15 protein-coding genes are annotated in these 17,504 nt (G+C 58.8%); 10 read left to right on the forward strand and 5 right to left on the reverse strand.

The features are described from left to right. Positions 1 to 60: 60 nt before the first annotated feature. From prfA to WA928_RS12000, 5 genes are read left to right on the forward strand one after another with little or no spacing between them, the layout of a single operon-like run. Positions 61 to 1,140 carry a peptide chain release factor 1 gene (prfA, locus tag WA928_RS11980; RefSeq protein WP_424303851.1) on the forward strand — a complete coding sequence of 360 codons (1,080 nt, stop codon included), beginning with the start codon at positions 61 to 63 and terminating at the stop codon, positions 1,138 to 1,140. A 10-nt stretch (positions 1,141 to 1,150) separates the two neighbouring features. Beyond that, positions 1,151 to 1,972, forward strand: coding sequence for a peptide chain release factor N(5)-glutamine methyltransferase (gene prmC, locus WA928_RS11985; RefSeq protein ID WP_424303854.1), 822 nt, complete (start codon positions 1,151 to 1,153; stop codon positions 1,970 to 1,972). A gap of 17 nt (positions 1,973 to 1,989) precedes the next feature. Continuing rightward, positions 1,990 to 2,331, forward strand: coding sequence for a Grx4 family monothiol glutaredoxin (gene grxD, locus WA928_RS11990; protein ID WP_417252498.1), 342 nt, complete (start codon positions 1,990 to 1,992; stop codon positions 2,329 to 2,331). Continuing rightward, the gene (locus tag WA928_RS11995) at positions 2,328 to 2,912 is read left to right on the forward strand and encodes a UbiX family flavin prenyltransferase (protein ID WP_417252499.1); all 585 of its coding nucleotides are present in this window, start codon (positions 2,328 to 2,330) and stop codon (positions 2,910 to 2,912) included. The genes grxD and WA928_RS11995 overlap by 4 nt, the downstream gene beginning before the upstream one ends. A gap of 5 nt (positions 2,913 to 2,917) precedes the next feature. Next, entirely contained in the window at positions 2,918 to 4,165 is a 1,248-nt protein-coding gene (locus tag WA928_RS12000; protein ID WP_424303859.1) for an HD-GYP domain-containing protein, read from the forward strand. Here the strand turns inward: WA928_RS12000 and WA928_RS12005 are convergent. Next, on the reverse strand, positions 4,162 to 5,349 hold the full coding sequence (locus WA928_RS12005) for an MFS transporter (RefSeq protein WP_424303862.1): 1,188 nt from the start codon (positions 5,347 to 5,349) through the stop codon (positions 4,162 to 4,164). The two genes, WA928_RS12000 and WA928_RS12005, sit on opposite strands and share 4 nt — an antisense overlap. A 255-nt stretch (positions 5,350 to 5,604) precedes the next feature. Here WA928_RS12005 and WA928_RS12010 point away from each other — a divergent pair, with 255 nt between their 5' ends. The 3 genes from WA928_RS12010 to WA928_RS12020 all read left to right on the forward strand — a co-directional run bounded on the left by WA928_RS12010 (position 5,605) and on the right by WA928_RS12020 (position 9,210). Beyond that, a complete protein-coding gene (locus WA928_RS12010) occupies positions 5,605 to 6,693 on the forward strand; it encodes a TRAP transporter substrate-binding protein (RefSeq protein WP_424303865.1) in 1,089 nt (362 codons plus the stop codon). 139 nt (positions 6,694 to 6,832) lie between these two features. Beyond that, positions 6,833 to 7,444 (forward strand): TRAP transporter small permease subunit, encoded by a 612-nt coding sequence (locus WA928_RS12015; RefSeq protein ID WP_424303868.1) that lies wholly within the window; start codon positions 6,833 to 6,835, stop codon positions 7,442 to 7,444. Between the two features lie 2 nt (positions 7,445 to 7,446). After that, entirely contained in the window at positions 7,447 to 9,210 is a 1,764-nt protein-coding gene (locus tag WA928_RS12020) for a TRAP transporter large permease (protein WP_424303871.1), read from the forward strand. 81 nt (positions 9,211 to 9,291) lie between these two features. Here the strand turns inward: WA928_RS12020 and WA928_RS12025 are convergent, their stop codons facing one another. Continuing rightward, positions 9,292 to 11,877 (reverse strand): EAL domain-containing protein, encoded by a 2,586-nt coding sequence (locus WA928_RS12025; protein WP_424303874.1) that lies wholly within the window; start codon positions 11,875 to 11,877, stop codon positions 9,292 to 9,294. Between the two features lie 167 nt (positions 11,878 to 12,044). On the opposite strand from WA928_RS12025, the gene WA928_RS12030 reads away from it, so the two are divergent. Then, complete coding sequence (locus WA928_RS12030) at positions 12,045 to 13,250, forward strand: glycine C-acetyltransferase (protein WP_424303877.1); 1,206 nt, start codon at positions 12,045 to 12,047, stop codon at positions 13,248 to 13,250. A 74-nt stretch (positions 13,251 to 13,324) separates the two neighbouring features. After that, a complete protein-coding gene (gene tdh / locus WA928_RS12035; RefSeq protein WP_350381770.1) occupies positions 13,325 to 14,353 on the forward strand; it encodes an L-threonine 3-dehydrogenase in 1,029 nt (342 codons plus the stop codon). Between the two features lie 87 nt (positions 14,354 to 14,440). On the opposite strand, the gene WA928_RS12040 is transcribed toward tdh, so the two are convergent. The 3 genes from WA928_RS12040 to WA928_RS12050 all read right to left on the reverse strand — a co-directional run bounded on the left by WA928_RS12040 (position 14,441) and on the right by WA928_RS12050 (position 17,491). After that, positions 14,441 to 15,415 (reverse strand): asparaginase, encoded by a 975-nt coding sequence (locus WA928_RS12040; protein ID WP_424303880.1) that lies wholly within the window; start codon positions 15,413 to 15,415, stop codon positions 14,441 to 14,443. Continuing rightward, a complete protein-coding gene (locus WA928_RS12045; protein ID WP_424303883.1) occupies positions 15,415 to 16,704 on the reverse strand; it encodes a Glu/Leu/Phe/Val family dehydrogenase in 1,290 nt (429 codons plus the stop codon). Before WA928_RS12045 ends, WA928_RS12040 begins: the two co-directional genes overlap by 1 nt. 112 nt (positions 16,705 to 16,816) lie before the next feature. Beyond that, positions 16,817 to 17,491 carry a Crp/Fnr family transcriptional regulator gene (locus WA928_RS12050; RefSeq protein WP_424303886.1) on the reverse strand — a complete coding sequence of 225 codons (675 nt, stop codon included), beginning with the start codon at positions 17,489 to 17,491 and terminating at the stop codon, positions 16,817 to 16,819. Positions 17,492 to 17,504: the final 13 nt, after the last annotated feature.

Consider the following 17,504-nt stretch of genomic DNA (forward strand, 5'->3'; position numbering starts at 1 on the left):
TCTTGATCGCGCGGGCAGCCCCGTCCGTGGCGATGTCTTTATCAATCCCCGGAACCCTGCATGAAAAGTTCGATGAGCAACCGTCTGGAACATCTCGGCCATCGTTTGGCCGAAATCGATGCCATGCTGGCAGAACCTGACAGTGCTCAGGATATGGACCGCTTTCGCAAGCTCTCGCGTGAGCGGGCAGAGCTGGAGCCCGTGGTGGGTGCTTTTGATGCCTGGCAGAAGGCCTGTGCCGATCACGCCACCGCGCGCGAATTGCTGGCCGACCCCGAGATGAAGGCCTTGGCCGAGGAAGAACTGGCGGGTGCCGACGCGCGCATCGAACAGCTGGAAGCAGACCTGCAGATTCTGTTGATCCCCAAGGATCCGGATGATGACCGTAGCGTATTTCTTGAAATCCGCGCAGGTACTGGTGGCGATGAAAGTGCCCTGTTTGCCGGAGATCTGCTGCGCATGTACATGCGCTATGCCGAAACCAACGGCTGGCGCACAGAACTGATGTCCGAGAGCCCTGCAGAGTTGGGGGGCTACAAGGAAGTGATTGTCCATATCCAGGGTGACGGAGTGTATGGGCAGTTGAAGTTCGAATCAGGTGCGCACCGGGTTCAGCGCGTGCCCGAGACCGAATCCCAGGGGAGGGTGCATACTTCGGCGTGCACTGTGGCAGTGATGCCGGAAGCTGATGCCCATGCAGATATCCAGATCAATCCCAATGATTTGCGCATCGATACGTTTCGGGCCAGCGGGGCAGGGGGGCAGCACATCAATAAAACGGATTCTGCCGTGCGTATTACCCATCTGCCTACGGGGCTGGTGGTGGAGTGCCAGGACGACCGCTCGCAACATCGCAACAAAGATAAAGCCATGCAGGTGCTGGCTGCGCGCCTCAAAGATCGCCAGCAGCAGGAGATCCATGCCCGTGAAGCCGCGCAGCGCAAAAGCCTGGTGGGGTCAGGCGATCGCTCCGAGCGTATCCGCACCTACAACTTCCCGCAGGGCCGTGTGACGGATCATCGTATCAACCTTACGCTGTATAAGCTGGCCCAGGTGATGGACGGAGATCTGAGCGAGGTCACCCGCGCGTTGCTGGCCGAGTACCAAACCGAGCAGCTGGCCGCACTGGCGTTGGATTAAAGAGATCGCCATGGCTGATCATGTGCGTGATTACGTGCTTGCCAGTACTTTGCCGCGCCTGGAGTCCCGAATGCTGTGGCAGAAGATACTGGGTGTGTCGCGTGCGTGGCTGATTGCGCATGACACCGATCCGCTTTCTACAGAGGCGCAAACAGCCTATCAGGCACTTGAGGCCCGGCGGCTGGCCGGTGAGCCCATGGCCTACATTCTTGGGTACCGCGAGTTTTGGGGGCGTGATTTTCAGGTGGGCCCCGAAGTGCTTATCCCACGACCTGAAACCGAGCTGCTGGTTGAGCTCGGCTTGCAGTTGCTGGCCGGGATTGCCTCGCCTGCCGTGCTGGACTTAGGCACCGGCAGCGGTATTGTCGGAGTGTCGATTGCGCTGGATCGCCCCGATGCCCGGGTGACAGCAACCGATCAAAGTACGGCTGCGCTGAGCATGGCGCAATTGAACGCACGCGCACTGGGGGCATCGCTATTGTTTTCTCCAGGGAATTGGTACGATACCGAGTTGGGTTTGGAGCGCTATCATTTGATAGTTTCAAATCCGCCTTATATCGACAAACAGGACGTCCATCTGGGGCAGGGCGATCTTCGCTTCGAGCCTCGTGCGGCACTCACTGACGAAGCCGATGGTCTTGACGCGTTGCGCGCCATTGTGCAGGGGGCGCCCAGGCACTTGCTACCTGGGGCGGCACTCTGTGTCGAGCACGGCTGGGATCAGGCGGTTGCAGTACAGCGCCTGTTTGTATCGTGCGGGTTTATCGATGTGGCCACGAAAACTGATCTGGCCGGCATCGAAAGGCTTACCTGGGGCCGCTGGCCGGCCTGATTTTTATAGAGACCACCATGACCGAAGCAGCACAATCCGAAGTTCTGAACTTTATCCGTGAAACCGTCACCAGCCATCCGGTGGTGTTGTTCATGAAAGGCACCGCTCAGTTTCCACAATGTGGCTTCTCGGCCCGTGCCATCCAGATCCTCAAAGAAGTTGGCGTCACCAAACTAGTTACTGTCAATGTCCTCGAAGACGCCGAAGTGCGCCAGGGCGTCAAGGATTACGCCAATTGGCCCACTATTCCGCAACTTTACGTCAGCGGTGAGTTCATTGGCGGCACTGACATCCTCAACGAAATGCATGCCAACAACGAACTCGCCCCCGTGCTGAAGGAAGCCGGGGCCATCGAGTGACACCCAGACGTCGTCTGGTTGTCGGCATCAGCGGGGCCACCGGGGCACAGTATGCGCTGCGCCTGCTCGGCCTGGCCCGCACCCAGGATGTCGAAACCCATTTGGTGATTTCGCCCTCCGGGGTGCTCAATATCCGCCACGAACTCGGCCTTGATCGCGCGGCGGTGCATGCGCTGGCCGACCATGTCTATAGCCCGCGCGATGTGGGCGCTACGCTGGCTAGTGGCAGTTTTGCCACCGCCGGCATGGTGGTGGTGCCGTGTTCCATGCGTACCTTGGCTGCCGTGGCTCACGGGCTGTCCGATAACCTCATCACCCGGGCGGCCGATGTTACGCTCAAAGAGCGTCGTCGCCTGGTGTTGATGGTGCGCGAGACGCCGTTTAATCTGGCACACTTACGCAACATGACGTCCGTCACCGAGATGGGGGGTATCATCTTCCCACCCTTGCCGGCGTTTTATATGCGCCCAGCCACACTTGACGACATGATCGATCACACTGTGTGCCGGGTGCTGGATTTGTTTGATATTCATGTTCCCGGCCCCCGCTGGGAAGGAATGGACCATTCTCTCGACACCTAAGTGCCATGATCAAGAAAATCCCGGTAAACCGACTTCGCGTGGGCATGTATATCCAGGATCTCGGCGGCTCTTTCCTCGACCACTCATTCTGGCGATCCAGCTTTCTGATCACTAATCAGCGCAAACTGCAAAAGCTGCAAACCTCGCGGCTTGAGTGGGTACTGATTGACTCCGCCCGAGGGGTTGATGTGTTGCCAGAGGACGCGCCAGAACCCGTGGCTATATCCACCGGGCCAGCCCAGGCGCCATCCGCTGGCGCCGCTGCCCCCGGTAAAGTAGCCAATCGCGGGTCAGCAGCGCCGTCTGTGGCCTCTCAGGCCGGGCAGCAGGCTTTTGACGATGCACGCGAAATTCTTGCCGGCTCCAGCGAGCAAGTCCAGCAGTTTTTTTCTGATGCCGAGTTGGGTAATAAGCTAGATCTCAGCCAGGCCCAGGGCCTGGTGCAGGATATGGCCGATTCCCTCGAGGGTCATCCAGACGCAATCACCAGCCTGGCCCGCATCAAAAAGGCCGATCATTATCTCTATGCGCATTCAGTGTCTGTGGCTGCCCTGATGACTTCGCTTGCGCGGTCGATGGGGCTGAATGACGAGCACGTGCACATGGCCGGGATGGCCGGATTGCTGCATGACATCGGCAAGGTTAAAGATCCTGCCGATGAGGGACGCAAGATAGGCCGCCCGACCCAGATGCCACAAGAAATCCAGCGGCGTCACCCGATTATTGGGGCCGAGATATTGCAGGCTGACACCACTGTGTCGCCCGAGATCATTGCAGCCTGCCGGCATCATCACGAACGCATGGATGGCAAGGGGTTTCCGGATCAGCTGGCAGGCAAGCAGATTGGCCTGCTTGCCCGTATGGCGGCCATCTGCAATTATTACGATGAGATGACCTCCACCCGCCCGTATCGCACGGGTTGGGATCCAGCTTTCACCTTGTACAAGATGCTGACCTCCGAGGGCCAGTTTGATATGGATGTGCTGGCGGTATTTGTGCGCGCAGTGGGCCGCTATCCCGTGGGTTCAATCATCAGTCTCAACAATTGCGAGCTTGGCCTGGTGGTGGCGCAAAACCGTGATACACCCGAGCAGCCGGTTGTGAAGATTTTCTATTCGATTCGCTGGTCTCATGCCATCCCCGAGCGCCGGGTCAATCTGGCCGATCCCGATTGTGGCAGCTCGGTGCTGCCCGTGCGCCATCCGGTGGATTGGGGGCAGTCGGGTTTGCCGGTGCCGCCCATTGAAGGCTAAACCGCGCGTCCGCGCGGCAGCCAGCGCCAAAACATCCAGGCGGCCATCAGACCAATACCACCAATCGAGACAATACCGGTGGCCAAAGAGGCTACCGCTGTGAGGCCTGACAGCAGCAGCGGGCCACCACTGCCGCCCAGGTCGGTAATCTGGCGCCACATGCCCAAGAACACCGTACGCCCCTCTGAGGGTGAGGCATCCGCACCAATGGTCATGATGATGCCTGAGCCAATGCCATTACCAAAGCCCAACACCAGGCACACCACCAGCAGGCTGACAAAGCCGGTGGTCCAGGGCATGATCAACAGACTTAAGCCCATGATCAGCATGCTGGGAAAAGCCACCCAGAACCGGCCGCGTATATCCATGACTTTACCGGCTGGATAAAACAGCAGCATGTCGACGGCGCCCATCAGGCCATAAATAAGGGCAGTGGTGGTGGCGTCCAGACCGATGTGGTCGGCCCACAGCGGGATGACGATCTGCCTGCAGGCCCGCAAGGCCGAGACCAGCGCTGTGGCAACCCCTAGTGTCAACAGGACGTGTGCATGTTTGCGCGCCAGCTGGCGCATGCTGATGCGCGGAGGCGCAGTAACTTGAGCGGTTTGACGGGGCTCGAGGTCGGGGATAGCCAGTGAAACCAGGCCGGCGCCCAGCATTGAGAGAATCGCTAGCCAGTACGCGCCTGGCAAGCCTAGCCAGTGAATAAAGGCCGCCCCGATAAAGGGCCCGGCAAACATGCCGATACGCATGATGCCGCCTAGCGTGGACATGGCACGGGCACGAAGATACAGGGGGACAGCTTCGATCAGGAAGGTTTGGCGCGCCAGCAAAAATACGGCGCTGGACATCCCCACCATGAAAACACCAGTGCCAAACAGCCAGGGATTGGCGGCCAGCAAACACAGTACCAGCCCCAGCAGGCTGAGTAGGGCGGCACCCACCATCGCCCGGCGCTCGCCGTAGCGTGTGGCCAGGGCCGCAGCAGGCAAATTGGCCAGCAGAGAACCCACGCCTACTAGTGCCACGATGAATCCGGCCTGTGCAGAACTTGCACCTAGATCGCGGGCGCTGAGTGCCAGGATGGGGAACACGGCACCTTCGCCCATGCCAAAAAGGAGAGACGGCCCAAAAGCCGGCAATGCAATTTTGCGCAGGCTGAAGGTTTCGGGGGAAGCGGGCACAGGATGAAAATGCGAAGATGTAATCTGGCATTGTCGCATATTAGCTGCAAGCAGCGCAGAAAGAGGGTAATTGCAGCAGAATATTGCGCCAATCCCTCTCATAAAGACCCTACTTGGCAGAAAGTTATTACAGAGCGACTCAGCGTTATTACTGATTGCCGCAGATGCGCAATCGGAGGAAAATGCGCCTGCTCTCGCTGTTTACAAAACAGTACAAATCTCGGGTTTACCATTAACTCTCAGGGGCTCTCTCTCATGCAACGTCGTTCCTTCCTCAAGAAGGCTGCCTTTGGCGTAGCCGCCGGCGGCACAACCCTAGCCGCACCGGTCTTCGCTCAAGACGCACCCACCATCAACTGGCGCCTGGCTTCCAGTTTCCCTCGTAGCGCTGACGCCATCTATTCTGGTGGTGAGCACGTCGCCAAGTACATTTCCGAAGCCACAGACGGCAAATTCCAGATTCGCGCCTTTCCGGGCGGCGAAATTCTGCCGGCACTGGGCGTACTCGACGGCGTGCAAAACGGCACAGTCGAATGCGGTCACACCGCTTCCTACTACTACTACGGCAAGGATCCTGCCCTGTGTTTCGACGGTGCAGTTCCGTTTGGCCTGAACACTCGTCAGTACAACGCCTGGATCCGCCACGGTGGTGGCCTCAAGGTGTTGCGCGACCTGTTCGCAAAATTCAACATCGTTAATTTCCCTTGCGGTTATACGGGCACCCAGATGGGTGGCTGGTTCCGCAAAGAAATCAAAACCGTCGACGACCTCAAAGGTCTCAAGTTCCGTACGGCTGCCTTTGCCGGTGCCGTGCTGATGCGCCTGGGTGTTGTGCCTCAGCAAATCGCGGGTGGCGATATCTATCCCTCCCTCGAAAAAGGCACCATCGATGCGGCCGAGTGGATTGGCCCCTACGATGACGAAAAAATGGGCTTCCACCGTGTCGCCCCGTTCTATTATTTCCCGGGCTGGTGGGAAGGCACCCTGCAGGTGTCTCTGTATGTCAATAAAGACAAATACGAAGCCCTGCCCAAGCATTACCAGGCCGTCATCGACCAAGCCTCTGCGCTGGCAACCAACACCATGATTGCCACCTACGACGCCGAGAACCCCAACGCGCTCAAGCGCCTGATTGGCGAGGGTGCAAAACTGCGCGCCTTCCCCAAACCGGTCATGGACGCGTGCTACAAGGCCGCTCAAGAAACCTACGCCGAACTCTCGGCCAAAGACGCCAACTTCAAGAAGATTCACGACGCCTACATGGGCTTCCGCGACCACGAAATCCCCTGGTTCCGGATTGCCGAAGGCAGCTTCGATCAATACATGGCGACGGCGGCGAAATAATCGCCCATCACTTCAGTCATGAGGCCACTTTCTTTCGAAAGTGCCTCTGGCTGGGCCGTGTTGTCGGTTAGTGCGTCAGCCCCCGCTTGCGGGGGCTTCTGCGCGTCTGGCCTCATCTTCTTTCTTTTTGGCTCTCATCATGAATGCACTCCTTGCCCTTTCGCGGCTGATTGATGCAATCAATCGTCGCGTGGGCCGGGCTGTGACCTGGTTGATTCTCCTTGCTGTACTGGTCAGCGCCACCAATGCAACGGTGCGCAAGGTTTTCAATGTCAGTTCCAATGCCTGGCTCGAACTGCAGTGGTATCTGTTTGGCGGCGTCTTTTTGCTCGCTGCCGGGTACACCCTGCTTAAAAATGAGCACGTCCGCGTCGACGTGCTGGCCTCCCACCTGTCTCGTCGCACGCAGCTGCTGATTGAAATCTTCGGCGTGGTGTTTTTCCTGTTGCCCATGGCAACGCTCATCATGTGGCTGTCCTGGCCATTTTTCATGGATTCTTTCGTCAACTTCGAGCAATCCTCCAATGCTGGCGGCCTGATACGTTGGCCTGCCAAGCTGTTGATCCCGATCGGGTTTGCCTTGCTGGTGGCCGCCGGGGTCTCACACCTGATCAAGTGTGTGGGTTGTCTGCGCGGTGCGTGTCCTGATCCCCGGGACACCCATGTGGGCAAATCGGCCGAAGAAGAACTGGCCGAAGAAATCGCGCGTGCGGCTGAAGAACGCGAGGCTGCCTCGCACGAGGAGCGCTAACCATGGAAGCTTTGTTGCTTGCCTATATGGCGCCCATCATGTTTGGCATGTTGGTGGTGTTGTTGCTGCTCGGCTTTCCGGTGGCTTTTTCGCTGGCGGCCAATGGCATTTTGTTTGGCCTGGTCGGGATGGATCTGGGCCTGTTGTCGCCCGCATTGTTCCAGGCGCTGCCACAGCGTGTTTTTGGGGTGATGTCCAATGAATCCCTGCTGGCCGTGCCGTTCTTTACCTTCATGGGGCTGATACTTGAGCGCTCCGGCATGGCCGAAGATCTCCTGGAGACCGTGGGTCAGCTGTTTGGCCCTTTACGCGGTGGCCTGGCGATCGCGGTGATTTTGGTGGGGGCCATGCTGGCCGCCACCACCGGGGTGGTTTCTGCGTCGGTGATCTCGATGGGCCTGATCTCCTTGCCCATCATGCTGCGCTACGGTTACGACCGACGCCTGGCAACAGGTGTGATCGCCGCCTCCGGGACGCTTTCCCAGATCATCCCGCCGTCACTGGTGCTTATCGTGCTGGCCGACCAATTGGGTCGCTCCATCGGTGATATGTACAAGGGGGCATTTCTGCCGGGCTTTGCCCTCACAGCCATGTACATCCTGTACGTGGTGGGGATGGCGTTCCTCAAGCCCAAATCCGCACCTGCAATCCCACCCGAAGCCCGTACGTTTGTCGAGCCCAATGGTGGGCACGGTGTGCCTTCTTTGCTGATTTTGATGGCATTGTCGGTGCTGATCTCCATGGTGGGGGTCGAGTTCCTGCTGGACGATAATCCTCACGTTGATGAGCTGATCGTCACCAGCATCCTCATCTGGGGTGGTGCGGCCTTTGTGATGGCGGGGCTTAACAAGCTGCTGCGTCTGGGCTTGTTGTCCAAGATTGCAGAGCGCGTCACGTTTGTGATGATCCCGCCCTTGGCCCTGATCTTCCTGGTGCTGGGTACGATCTTCATCGGTGTGGCCACCCCAACCGAAGGCGGCGCCATGGGTGCGGTGGGTGCGCTGATCATGGCGCTCATCAAGCGCCGGCTTAACTTCAGCCTGTTGCGTCAGGCCATGGATACCACCACCACGCTAACTTGCTTTGTGGTGTTCATCCTGATTGGCTCCTCTGTGTTCAGCCTGACCTTCCGCGGAGTTAACGGCGATCTCTGGGTAGAGCATCTTCTGACCGGCCTGCCCGGTGGGCAGATGGGCTTCCTGATCGTTGTCAGCTTGCTCACCTTTGGCCTGGCGTTCTTCCTCGATTTCTTCGAGCTTGCCTTCATTATCGTGCCGCTGATCGGGCCAGTTGCCGACAAAATGGGGATTGACCTGATCTGGCTGGGTGTTTTGCTGGCTGTGAACATGCAAACCTCGTTCATGCATCCGCCCTTTGGTTTTGCGCTGTTCTATCTACGTTCGGTGGCACCCAAAGAGGATTACCGCGACAAGATCACTGGCAAGTTGATTGCCAAGGTCACCACGGGCCAGATCTACTGGGGTTCCATCCCCTTTATCATCATCCAGGTGATCATGGTGGTGGTTGTGCTGGCGTTCCCGGGTATTGTCACGCACTACAAGGCAGACCGTCCCCAGATCAATGTCGAGAATATCAGTATCGACATGGGGACTTTCGGCGGCTATGGTACTGGCGGCTATGGCCAGGGTGGCTATGGCGATATCACCAGTACGTTTGGCGGTGGCGATGCCGGTGGCAGCAGTGTCCCGGCGACACCCGCGCCGTCTACCCCGTCTGATGAAGACTACAACTCCATGTTCAAGTAAGCACGGTTGATCCCTCGCGGATCACCGACACCCCCTGCACCGGATATCTCTGGTGCAGGGGGTGTTTTTTTGTCTGTGATATCAGGAGGTGCTGGGGTTGGCCCGGCGTTGTCGCACGTGTTCGATCCAGTGCCCGATGGGCATGGGTCGCGCCAGGAGATAGCCCTGCAAGGCATGGCATTCGTGCTCGAACAGTAGTTCGGATTGCTCACCGGTTTCGACGCCTTCAGCCACCACACGCAGGTTCAGCTGATCGGCCATGGCCAAAATCATCTGCACAATGGCCAGGCTGTCGACGTCCCCGGGCAGATCCTGGATCAGGCTCTTGTCGATCTTGAGCTCGTATAGCGGCAGGCGCTTCAGTGAGGCCAGGTTGGAGTAGCCAGTGCCAAAATCATCAATCGAAAAACGGATCCCCATCCGTGCCAACACCTGCATCCGTTTGGCAACTGCCAAAATATCCCGGATGAGCAGGCCTTCGGTGATTTCAAAGATCAGGCGGTTGCCCGGTACATGGCGGCGCGCCAGGGTATCGCTGACCGTCTCGACAAAGGTTGCATCCATCAGTTGCCGTGGGCTGATATTGATGGACAGCGGGTAGGTTTCACCCAACGCCTGCAAGGTGGATAGTGTGGTGCAAGCAGTATCCAGCGTCCAGGCGCCCAGCAGGTTGATCAGACCGGATTCTTCGGCAATGGGAATGAATTGGGCCGGCGAAACAGCACCATGTTCGGGGTGCTGCCAACGTGCCAGCAGTTCAGCGCCGGTCACCTGTCCGGTGTGACCAAACTGGGGTTGCAGATGCAAGGACAGTTGTGGTGTATTGAGCGCTTGCAGTAGATCACGCTCAACCCACTGACGTTGTTCTACTTCGGCTTGCAGCTCGTGTTCGTAAAAAGTGGACTGATTACCACCTTGCTCACGGGCACGCAGTGTGGCCATTTCGGCTTCACTCATCACCTGGTCCAGCGATCGGCTGGCGCGGTTGATCAGCGTCAGCCCCACGCTGGCGGTGACTAGCACGGGTTGATCAGATGCCTGGATGGGCTGGGCCGAGATGGACTGACGCAGGTGATCGGCCAGTTGCTGGGCGGTGTGAGCAGCCTCGTGGGCATTGCCGCCCATATCCCGGGCCAGCACCACGAATTCGTCGGCACTGGTGTGTGCCACGAGATCGTCCGTGCGCGCGGCCTGTTTCAGGCGCGTACCAACTTCGATCAGGATCTGGTCGCCCCCACCGTAGCCCAGTGTTTCGTTGACATGCTGAAAGTTGTCCAGATCCAGCTGGATCAGGGCACTGTAGCTGTCATCGTGGGCAGTGCGCGCCATCAATGACCGCATGTGCTCCAGCGCCTTGCGCCGGTTGGGCAGCTTGGTGAGGTGATCGTGGCTGGATAGATACAGGACGGTTTGCTCAGCCTGCAGACGGTCGGTGATGTCGGTGGCCACCACGCCGATGGCTTCCACGGTACCGTCGCTAGCCAACAGGGGTGCCTTGATACTGATGAAATTGCGTGTCTCTTGGGTGTCCGGGCGCTTCAGAATTTGTTGCACCACAGTGCGGCTGCGGGTCTCGACGATGGCACGATCGCTTTGCTGGATGAAATCCAGGGAGGTCTTGTCGGTGATGAAGTCTGCGTCTGTATGGCCTGCCATTTGCCCCAGGCCCACACCCATGAATGACTCCAGTGTGTGGTTGGCAAACGTGTAGCGGCCATCGGGCGACTTGATGCTGACAATGGCATCTATGCTGTCCAGGATGACGTTCAGCCGTCGTTCGCTGGTGCGCATCTGTGCACATTCGCGCCGTGACCGGACAAGCAACCACCCGGTTGTAAGGGAAATGATTGCCAGCAACAGAGCCAGGCCGGCTGCCAGCCAGAATGCGCTATCTGTGCGTGGTGCGGGCGCTACTGGTGCTCGCCATTGGTTCAGGATACGGAAATAAAATGACTGTGGATTGGCCTGCCACAGTGCCAGGTGTTTATCAATGGCGGCAAGCACCTCGGGGTGTGTGCCCTTGCGGGTAGCAAAGAAAGCCTGCGTAGGCTGAAACACCAGGGGTGTACTGACCAGCCCGTAATCGCGTGCGGTGAGTTCACCCACATAAAAATCTGCTGCAACGGCATCAGCATGTTGCCGCTGTACCATCTGGAAGCCTTCTTCCAGGTGCTGTACGGGAGTCAGGCGGGCATCAACGCCCAGGCCTTTCAGTGTGCTTGTCAGGTAATCCTGTTGGGCAGACCCGGCCAGCACCGCAACAGTAAGGCCCGAGAGATCGGTGATTGCCTGGATCTTGCTGCCTGGGCGCGTATACATCTGCGACCAGCTGTGCAAGGCGGCAATATGATGGAAGCCCAGGGTTTCGGCGCGGGCCGGCGAAAAATAAACATCCGGCAGCACGTCGATGGTGCCGTCTTGCAGCCAATGCATGCACTGCTGCCAGCTACAGGATGTGGTATGCAGCGTCCAGCCTTCCTGCCGGGCGATTTCTTTTAAAAGCTGGCCCAGAATGCCGGCGGGTTGGCCGGCCTCATCCACGAAGACATCTGGCTTTTGGTCGTAGATGCCTATCTTTAGCGTCAGGGCACGGGCTTGCAGGCTGACCATGCCCACGCATATCAGCAAGGTAAGCCGGGCTATCGCAAGAATCGGACGGAGCGTCATGGCATTAGAGGGCTGGATGCAACTAATGTTGCAATGATACGGGCAAGCGTTGCAAGACAAAGAGGCGCACTGACGGTCAGATTGTCAACAGTTTCGGCCATTATGGAACGAAACCGACGCCGGCGTACAATGCGAACAGATTTCAGCATGCCCCAAAAAGGTGACTCATGTCCAAGGCATTTCTTGCCGATGTGCAGACTCAGATCGAGCAACTGCAGGCCGATGGATTCTATAAATCCGAGCGCATCATCGCCAGCCAGCAGGCGGCCCGTATTCAACTGTCCAATGGCGCTCGGGTATTGAATTTTTGCGCCAACAACTATCTTGGTCTGGCCAATGATCCGCGCCTGATACAGGCAGCACAGGCGGGCCTCGAGAAAAACGGCTTTGGGATGGCCTCGGTGCGATTCATCTGCGGGACACAATCGGGGCACAAGGCGCTCGAGGCCGATCTGGCCCGTTGGCTGGGGATGGGTGATGCCATCTTGTATTCCAGCTGCTTTGACGCCAATGGCGGCCTCTTCGAAGCGCTGCTAGGCGAGCAGGATGCCATCATCAGTGATGCCCTCAATCATGCCAGCATCATCGACGGCGTGCGCCTGTGCAAGGCGCGACGCTATCGCTACACCAATAACGACATGGCAGATTTGCGTGCGCAGCTGCAGGCTGCACGCAATCAGGGTGCCCGACATCTGATGATTGCCACCGATGGCGTGTTTTCGATGGATGGCATCATTGCCAATCTGTCGGCTATCTGCGATCTGGCGGACGAATTCGACGCTTTGGTGATGGTGGATGATTCGCATGCCGTGGGATTTATCGGTGATGGCGGGCGTGGTACACCAGAATACTGTGGTGTGCAGGGGCGTGTGGATATTCTCACCGGCACACTGGGCAAGGCGCTCGGCGGCGCATCGGGGGGCTATGTGGCAGCAGATGCCGCCATTGTCGATTTGCTGCGTCAGCGCTCACGGCCTTATCTGTTTTCCAATACTCTGGCGCCGTCTATCGTGGCAGCCTCGCAAGCGGTACTTGCTTTGCTGCAAAGCCCTGAAGGCCAGGCCTTGCGTGCGCAAGTGCAGCAAAATGGCCAGCGCTTCCGTCAGGCGATGCAGGCGCTGGGCTTCTCGCTGGTGCCGGGCGACCATCCGATCATTCCCGTCATGCTGGGAGACGCCAGCCTGGCCACGCAGATGGCGGATGCCCTGTTGCAGGCGGGTGTGTATGTCATCGGGTTTTCTTATCCGGTTGTCCCCAAGGGACAGGCACGTATTCGCACGCAAATGAGTGCAGCACACACGGCCGAGGATATTGATTACGCGGTGCAGGCTTTTGCCCGGGTGGGGCGCACACTGGGTGTACTGGCCACCTAGTATTTATCGCATCGCATGTTTGCAGGATTTGCCGGCAGATCACCTGTCGATATTCAATTTTATCTGGAGCTTTCATGAAAGCATTGGCCAAGATGCAGGCAGGTCCCGGGCTGGAGATGGTCGATGTGCCCAAGCCTGTCATGGGTCACAATGATCTGTTGATCAAGATTCGCAAGACAGCCATTTGCGGCACGGATATCCATATCTGGAAATGGGATGAGTGGGCGGCCAAAACAATCCCTGTGCCTATGCATGTGGGGCACGAGTATGTGGGCGAGGTGGTGGGTGTCGGTCAGGAGGTTCAGGGTTTTCACATTGGCGATCGCGTGTCCGGCGAGGGCCACATTACGTGCGGGCATTGCCGAAACTGCCGTGCGGGACGACGCCATCTGTGTCGCAATACGCAGGGCGTTGGCGTCAACCGCCCAGGCGCGTTTGCCGAGTATCTGGTGATCCCTGCCTTTAATGCGTTTCGCATTCCCGACGACGTCCCGGACGATCTTGCCGCCATTTTTGATCCCTACGGCAATGCAACGCACACGGCGCTGGCGTTTGATCTCGTGGGTGAAGACGTGCTGATCACCGGCGCGGGTCCGATTGGTGCCATGGCGGCAGCCATCGCGCGTCACGTGGGTGCCCGCAATGTCGTGATCACCGACGTAAACGACTATCGCCTGGATCTTGCCGCCCGGATGGGTGCCAGCCGTACCGTCAATGTGGCACGAGAAGATTTGCGGTCTGTGATGCAGCAGCTGGGCATGGCAGAAGGCTTCGATGTGGGTCTGGAGATGTCTGGGGTGCCCAGCGCCTTTGCCTCCATGCTCGAGCAAATGAATCACGGCGGCAGGATTGCCATGCTTGGCATCTTGCCGGATGGCGTGGGCGCAGCCTGGAGCCAGGTGATCTTCAAGGGTTTGGAGATCAAGGGCATTTATGGCCGCCAGATGTTTGAAACCTGGTACAAGATGGTGGCCATGCTGCAAAGTGGCCTGGATCTGTCTCCCATCCTCACGCACCAGTTTCCGGTGGACGACTATCGTCAGGGCTTCGAAGCCATGCTCTCGGGCCAAAGTGGCAAAGTCATTCTTGATTGGGCGGCCTAGCCTGTATTACTTATGTGTGTGGCCAGGCCAAGCCTGGATGGCCGGCCACAAGCAGGCAACGGGTGGTACTGGCGTGTGCTTGCAGGCTTATAGCGCCCGCAGCAACTGGCCGATACTGGTGTGATCCATCCCTCTGGCCAATGCCAGCCGCAGGGCAACACGGGTTTGCAGCGGGTTGAGATCATGGGCGGCCAGCAGGCCGTCGGTGGCATCCGACGCTTTTGGCGTGACACTGCCGCGCGGCACACGGCTGGCGCGCACGCACACCACGCCGCGATTGATGGCCAGCCGGCAGCCCCGCAAGGCGGCTGGGCTAAGGCTGCCATTGCCCATGCCGGCAACCACGATGCCCTGTACTTTAGCCCGCACGGCGGCTTGATAGACGTGCAGCGGGGCATCCTGGTAATCGTAAAGGATGTCTACCGCAGGTAGCGCACGCAGGCCACGCGCCGAAAACAGCAGGTGTGAAGGCATAGGTGCCGCAGCCAGGTGAAAGCGTACCTGGCCGTCACACACATGGCCCAGTATCCCAAGCCCGTCGTGCCCAAAGGCATCGGTGCGGCTGGTGTGCTGCTTGGTGCACAGCCGTGCGGCAAGGATATTGTCGTTAAACACGACAAGCACGCCCCGGCCGGTGCTATCCGGATGTGCGGCAACCCGCAGGGCATTCAGCAAATTAAGTGGCCCATCGGCGCTGGGTGCAGAAGCCGGACGCATGGCACCCACCAGAACCACGGGCTTGTCGGTGGGAGTGGTGAGGTGCAGAAAAAAGGCGGTTTCTTCGAGGCTGTCGGTGCCGTGGGTAATGACAATGCCATCAATGGAAGAATCGCGGCTGGCCTGCCCGACACGGCGGGCCAGTTGCAGGATGTCAGCCGTACGCAATGCCCGGCTATCGAGATTGAAGGGCTGCTCGCAGTGGATATCGGCAATCCGGCTGGCCCCCGGGACGGCGGCCAGCATGGATTCGATGCCCTCGGTAACCTGGTAGTCGGTCAGACGATGGGCATCGGTGGTGGCGGCAATGGTGCCGCCGGTGCCGATCAGCAGCAGATTGGCCATCAGGGGTACAGGCCGCGCACCTGACGGGCTTCGAGAATACGCGTGCAGGCAACGATAAAGGCCGCTGTACGCAGCGATACGCCATGCTGACGGGCAACACCCGACATGGCGCTGTAGGCGGCCCGCATCATGGCTTCGAGGCGGTGGTTGATTTCCTGCTCTGTCCAGAAGAAGCTGGAGAAATCCTGTACCCACTCGAAGTAGCTGACTGTGACCCCACCGGCGTTGGCCACCACATCAGGCACGATCACCGTACCCTTGGCCGAGATGATGTCATCGGCTTCAGGGGTGGTTGGGCCGTTGGCGCCTTCAACCAGAATGCGGGTGTGAATCAGATCGGCGTTGTCGCGCGTGATCTGGCCTTCAAGGGCTGCCGGGATCAGGATGTCGGTTTCGAGCGACCAGAACTCGGTGGGGCTGAGTGTTTGGCAACCAGGCGTGCCGGCAATGCCGCCGGTTTCGTGCACGTGTTCGATCAGGCCGGGGATGTTCAGGCCGCGCTCGTCATAGACGATGCCGGTGTGGTCGTAGACGGCTACCACGAGGGCGCCGGCATCATGAAACAGCCGGGCTGCCGTGCCACCTACATTACCAAAACCCTGGATGGCGACGCGGGCACCTTTGATGTCGATACCGGATTCTCGGGCGGCTTCGCAGGCGATGACGTAGACGCCGCGGCCGGTGGCTTCGACGCGCCCCAGGCTGCCGCCCAGTGATACCGGTTTGCCTGTCACCACGCCGGTGGTGGTGCGTCCCTCGTTCATCGAGTAGGTGTCCATCATCCAGGCCATGATCTGGCCGTTGGTGTTGACGTCAGGGGCGGGGATATCTTTGGCAGGCCCGATGATGTCGTGGATTTCACTGGTGTAGCGGCGTGTGATGCGCTCGAGCTCGGATTGCGAGTGTTGGCGGGGGTCAATGCGGATACCTCCCTTGGCACCGCCAAAGGGCAGGTTGACTGCGGCTGATTTCACGGACATCCAGGCCGACAGGGCCATGACTTCAGAGAGAGTGACATCCTGGTGAAACCGCACGCCGCCCTTACCAGGCCCGCGCGAGGTGTTGTGTTGTACACGATAGCCTTCAAAGTGCGCGATCTCGCCGTTGTCGAGTTCGACGGGCACATCGACAATCAGGATGCGTTTGGGACGTTTGAGGGTTTCCACCCAGCGGGCCAGGTTGCCCAGATAGGGAGTCACCCGGTCTACCTGCTCTAGATAGATGCCCCACGGGCCCGGGTGAGCAGCATCCATGTAAGAGGGCAAGGTATGGGTGTGAGAGTCAGCCATGAGTACAGCCTTTTTTATGAGTTCAAAAGTGACAAGGACATGCAACCGTCACCATTTTAGTGCCACGTTTGATTCTGTGTCAGGACTACAGGTGGTCAAAGGGGTTTGCGGTTTAGATTTCGTAGTGCTTCAGGCCGTCGAGGTTAAGCACCTGGACGGCGCCGTATTCGATTTTCAGGAGCCCGGCAGATTCCAGGGTACGAAGCGCCTGGTTGGTGCGCTGGCGCGAAATACGGGCCAGATAACCGATTTCTTCTTGAGTGATGTCCAGGCGTGTTGAGTTGCCGGGATACAGCAGGGGGTTGAAAAGTTCAGCCAGGCAACGTGCCACCCGGCCATCGGGAGCCAGTAGACGGTCGTGCTCGGCCTTGCCAATAAACTGGGCCACGCGTTCGTTGAGCTGATGCAGCAAAAAGCGGTTGAACGGGATGCTGTTATCGAGCAACCAATTGAAGGTATCTCCACGCAGCCGTGCGATGGTGCTGCGCCGCAACGCAATAATGTCGTACTTGCGGGCCTCGCGTTTCAGCAGCGACCCCTCTCCGATCCAGCCGCCTGCCGGCACGCCCGTGAGTGAAGCCAGTTTGCCGTCGGCGTTGCCCACAGACACCTTGATCAAGCCATCCAGCACACCAATCCAGGCGCCGGCCACGACGCCCTTGTGCTCGATGATGGTGCCGGCATCCACCTGTGCGACGGTGGTGTCCTGAACCACCCGGGCCTGCTGGGCATCGTCCAGGAGGTCGAACCAGGCGGCATGCTGCTGCAAAGACTCTGACAGGTTCATGGGGAATTACCCT

Source organism: Castellaniella sp., assembly GCF_049651205.1.
GTDB lineage: Bacteria > Pseudomonadota > Gammaproteobacteria > Burkholderiales > Burkholderiaceae_B > Castellaniella.